This is a genomic window from Shewanella sp. SR44-3, from assembly GCF_014163735.1.
GTDB lineage: Bacteria > Pseudomonadota > Gammaproteobacteria > Enterobacterales > Shewanellaceae > Shewanella.
Genome location: NZ_JACJDV010000070.1, coordinates 1 through 4,853 on the forward strand (window position 1 = coordinate 1; position 4,853 = coordinate 4,853).

The following is a 4,853-nucleotide window of genomic DNA, read 5'->3' on the forward strand; positions in this document are numbered from 1 at the left end:
AAATGGACAATGCCCATTCACAATTGGAGCCTTTGTCTATCTCAGTTAGCGATTTATTTTGAAGGACGTTTAGACAGCGTGCTCGAAATTTAAACTTAACCTGACACAGAATTTCGAACGCCCTCTTTGGGTACAATAACTAAATGGCTGGCACAGTGTTATTGAGGAGATGCGTGTTGTCTTTTGACTTTGATTTTTTCACATGCGCAGCATGTGTCTTTGGGGTTAAGGGGTACTCCCCTTGCCCGAGTTTATCTCCCATCTTTTTGGAACAAAAAGTGGGAGATAAACGTACCGGGTTACGTACTGGTCCCACATAATTGTGGGCTGCTTTTTGCTTCGCAGTCGATGACTGCGAAGCTGTACTTTTTCGCACTCACCAAGTGCGAAGTTAAGGTTTGTTTAGGCTTAGCCTAAACATTATCACGTCGTGAAAACAACTGACCATGCGGGTTTTATACTCTCACCATATACGGTAATTTCATTTCAATACTAATGAGCTTCAAACATACATGTTGTTCAAACCTCAATTTATCAAATCGATATTTTGACTATTTCGCCTCATCCGTTTGCTCTCTAAAACGACCACTGACATGTTTAATGCCGCCACTGGCAGCGTAAGTGCCATCTGTGGCAGCAGTGCTGCCAATTAGGGCTAGATAGCGCTATTGGTACAAACTACACTCCATAACTCGATACAAGCATAACCTCATGCCTGGCCGTTAATTTAAGTCTTACATTCTCAGCGATTAATAAAAAATCGGTCATCACTTTAAAAAGTAATGACCGATTCCCTGCTTATTTTGCGAGTATCTTATATTGTATTGACTCTAATCTGAGAGAATACGGTTAACGCATCATTTAACGAATATTGAACGCGTGCTTTATCACATATCCAATGAGTCGTTAATCTGACTGTCTTTGCGTGTTAACGCGTTTTCAAGCTCTGTATCGCCAGTATTACTCGTAATTTTTATTAGTGTTTTTCTGAGCTCCGCTGGCAAATCTGCACTAAAGGCTTTAATGATATGTTGCATGAACTCCGCCGCTCCCGCTCTTCCTTTTAGTATTAAGCGATTGTTCATGTGCTCCAACATTTTGTGTACTGGATACAATGCCTTAGTTGTCATTACGCTAAGTCTTTCTAAAATTGATTGTTTTTCAGCTATAGCGCTATCTAATTCTGTGTGTTTTTGCTGTTTAAGCAAAATCGATGCATCTATTTTCTTTTCTTCCTTTATCTTTGTGCTTAAACGCTCATCAACTTCTTGCTCAAGCCGCATGTTTTTACTAAGTCTACGCTGATTTTGTTGAACAACTATCTCGATATCAGATAGTCTTTCTTCTTGCTGAATACATTGTTGTTCAAGTGCGTCATGTTTTATTGTCAAAGCGTCATAACTTTCACTCACGTTAATAATTTTGCTCTCTACATCGTCAAGCACTTGTTTTCGCTCAGAAATTTTACCATCAAAACTTTTAAGCTGAATTTCTAAACTGTTTACATTTTCAAGCAGTCGAGCATGATAGTTGAATGCTCTATCACGCTTAGCCAATTTCGCTTCTCTGCGCATTTGCTTTCGTTTTTCAGATTTACGAACCGATTCCGGATGAAATGCAGCATTAATGTTCTTCGGATGAAAGAGGTGTTCGTTGACGAACTCATAGAACATCTCTTGCATATGCTTTGCCACATCGCCTGCCTGCTCACGATTCAAACGTCCTTTCTCAGAAAGTAAGTCGGCATCGACACCTTCGCGACCAAACAAATATGCATTGACGTTTCTGATGTGCGCTAACCGTAAGTCGTATTGATGCGTTAAAGCATTTTTCCCCGAAATAAAAGCATGCACATGACCGCCAGTTACTTCACCGGGTAGTCGTTCATCATGATGTAACACCATGAGTTTAATTGGATAATCAGGATAATAACGCTGTAAGAAACTTTTCATTGCGTGCATCATTTCTTCATTGCTCACAATGTCTGTACCTATCTGATTATTTATGGGGATTTTGAATAATAATTCTTCAAAATTGACAGAGTTAAGTGAATTAGGCTTATCTAACAATGCATTGTGGGCTTTGATATAATTCACCAATTGCTCAACTCGCTGAGCTTTACGCTTCATATCAAGCAAATTCAATCGATATGCAGCATGATGCACATTTATTAAGCTATCACTCGAGAAAATCTCATCCACTAACTCAATACCTTTCTTGCAAAAATGACCTGCCTTTATCCACTCTTTAAGTTTGTTTTTTGAGCGTGCTTTGTCTTGCCCCAATTTACGCGCATCAGCACTCTTCATTGTTTCGGGTTGCAAAATTTCGAACATCATTTGCTCTCTTTGCTCTTGTGAAAAGTTATCTAGAGGGACAATTCCATCAGGGGTATCAATCAAATTAGTGTGCGATAGCGAGCTATCCCATTCAATTTCGATCTCATTCTTTGAGCGCATCAGCTTCTGTGACTTAGTCAAATACTTTTGTTTAAGCGCCATTTCTTCTGTGAGACGTAATGAATGAAACAAGGTAGCTTTGCCAGCTCTGCGCCCCTTGTCATTAAATGCATAGTTAACAAATGCAAAGAAGATAGTCGTTAATCTCATATCAACTTCTCCCCAACACTCTGACTCAGCAAACGATTGAGATACTCTGTTATCAAATGAGGGTGACTAATGAGCAATTGCGATATCTGTTGCTCTGACAGCTGAATACCTGCGGTAGCGACGGTGCTTGAAGTCGCTTTAAGATCAGATGTGTTTTCATCGGCAGCTATATATTCATCGGGTTGTTTTTGTGTAAATATGCCACTAAATTGTTGTTCTACTCTGTTAACAAAATCGGGTGCATCTGCACACATCCAACGAGCATAATGAATATCAATCATCGCAGTGCTTTCATGCCCTAACTGCCTAGCAATCCACTCTTTAGATATACCCGACGTGAGCGCTTGACTTGCAAAAGTGTGTCTAAGTTGTCCTGCGCCGCGGTGCTTCACCTCGGCCGATATTAAGAATGGTGTGAAAAACGTTTTATTAAATTGTTTCGCACTTAAAAACGGCTGATTAGTTTGAGTGTTGTAAAAAACGAGTGATAAATTTTCGATTTTTTTCGTTTTATTGTCGCGCTGAAGCACTGATATCTTTCTAGCTTTTCGATGACCTGTAATCAATTTTTGTTGTGTTAATATACTAATAGCAGAAGCACATAACTCTACTGTACGTTGAGAACCTGGGGTTTTTGGAGTTTTATATTGCTTATCAACTAACGCAATTTTGACTTTGAGTTTTGCATTAATAAAGTCAATATCTTCCCAGCTTATTGCCAACAACTCACTTATACGAAGCCCCGTGAGTGCACATAACTGAAAAGCATTTTTCCCTGATAAACATCGAACATCTGTTTGCGCTAACGCTGTTAATTCAGCTCGAGTGAAAGGATTTGGCTCAGCGTGACAAACACTTAAATTTTGAATACCTTCCATTGGATTACGGGCTATCACACCATCGCGAAACGCATTATTAAATATCGCACGCAGAATGATATAAAACTTGATACTTAGGTCTTGCATAACTAACCCTATGCAGCTCTGACGGCTGCTTTCTCTTAGGGTTAGATTAACATATCCTTGAACATACACAATACAAAAATATGAAATAACTTGTTATATTTCAATAATTTATATATTTTTAATGTTTTAAAAAATCAATATTCTGTTAATTGTAACGTCTGTAAAAAACCTCCTTCATCTCAATTTTTAATGTAAAAATAACAGTTTAATGAGCCTATCTCACTGTGCATTTGAGCATAGAATATACTCAATCGCTTCTAACTTGCCCATCAAGTCTCGTCGAATAAAATCGCTAAAATATTTTGTGCTTCTTAAGAATTCTGGATTATTTTTGTTCGACACAAACCTGTCAACCTCAAGATAAACAGCTCGAGCATACATATATTCTTCATTAAGTTTATCACCTTCCTTTTCTAGTTCTGCAACTTCTGAAGATGTTAACTTTAGTGCTATCGGATCAGCGACTTTATCGAACAGAGTGTAAGTGGTTAAACCGGTCTTTTCATCGATTCCCGTTGTTAGCCACCCCTTAAACACCAGGTCCTTCAAAAAATCATCTACCATCTGTTTAATTTCAGCGTGCTTAAATCGCTCTTTGTTAAGCATATTGACGGCATCGTCAACAATTTCAGATGCAAAAAAACCATCGCGTCTCTGTCGAGTGAAAACGTTTTGAAACGTAAAAACTAATCCCTTCATATACACCTTTATCATAATTAAGTCATTCAATATGCATTAAGGTACATATTTTATGTATTGTTGTAAATACTGATAAGTGGATCGATATGGGATTATTAACATATTCTGGAAGTTATTGAGATTTTGCATGCAATCAGCGCAAGCCTTAATTGGTATGAACATAAAAGTAGCGAGAATTAGAAAGTCTTGGACACAAGCAGACCTTGCCAGCAAGTTAGAGGTTGAGCAAAGCTATATCAGCCGTATTGAGAAAGGGGTTATTGCTGTGTCGTGCGATAGGATTTACGAAATTATTCATATTTTAGGCTGCGAACACACCGATATTTTCCCTGATGCAGCGGAGGTTGAACGTAAGTTGGCAAAAGGCATTATTGACTAAACTATGCTATTCGCACCACTCGGTAAATTGACATTAGATTAACGGCATTTTGGCAGTTGGAATATGTTGAATGGAATGAGGGCGTTCGAAATTCTGTGTCAGGTTAAGTTTAAATTTCGAGCACGCTGTCTAAACGTCCTTCAAAATAAATCGCTAACTGAGATAGACAAAGGCTCCAATTGTGAATGGGCATTGTCCATT

4 protein-coding genes are annotated in these 4,853 nt (G+C 38.5%); 1 reads left to right on the forward strand and 3 read right to left on the reverse strand.

Going from position 1 to position 4,853, the window contains the following annotated elements; translation table 11 throughout:
- Positions 1-887: 887 nt before the first annotated feature.
- The 3 genes from H5073_RS17680 to H5073_RS17690 form a co-directional block, all read right to left on the reverse strand.
- A complete protein-coding gene (locus H5073_RS17680) occupies positions 888-2,609 on the reverse strand; it encodes a hypothetical protein (RefSeq protein WP_182680883.1) in 1,722 nt (573 codons plus the stop codon).
- Entirely contained in the window at positions 2,606-3,574 is a 969-nt protein-coding gene (locus H5073_RS17685) for a site-specific integrase (RefSeq protein ID WP_182680884.1), read from the reverse strand. The genes H5073_RS17680 and H5073_RS17685 overlap by 4 nt, the downstream gene beginning before the upstream one ends.
- Positions 3,575-3,793: 219 nt before the next feature.
- Positions 3,794-4,273, reverse strand: coding sequence for a hypothetical protein (locus tag H5073_RS17690; RefSeq protein WP_182680885.1), 480 nt, complete (start codon positions 4,271-4,273; stop codon positions 3,794-3,796).
- Positions 4,274-4,400: 127 nt separating this feature from the next.
- Here H5073_RS17690 and H5073_RS17695 point away from each other — a divergent pair, with 127 nt between their 5' ends.
- Complete coding sequence (locus H5073_RS17695; protein ID WP_182680886.1) at positions 4,401-4,652, forward strand: helix-turn-helix domain-containing protein; 252 nt, start codon at positions 4,401-4,403, stop codon at positions 4,650-4,652.
- Positions 4,653-4,853: the final 201 nt, after the last annotated feature.

Bases quoted from the DNA above. Each gene is read 5' to 3' on its own strand.
- H5073_RS17685 (WP_182680884.1), bottom strand. From the start codon at position 3,574: ATGCAAGACCTAAGTATCAAGTTTTATATCATTCTGCGTGCGATATTT.
- H5073_RS17690 (WP_182680885.1), bottom strand. From the start codon at position 4,273: ATGAAGGGATTAGTTTTTACGTTTCAAAACGTTTTCACTCGACAGAGA.
- H5073_RS17680 (WP_182680883.1), bottom strand. From the start codon at position 2,609: ATGAGATTAACGACTATCTTCTTTGCATTTGTTAACTATGCATTTAAT.
- H5073_RS17695 (WP_182680886.1), top strand. From the start codon at position 4,401: ATGCAATCAGCGCAAGCCTTAATTGGTATGAACATAAAAGTAGCGAGA.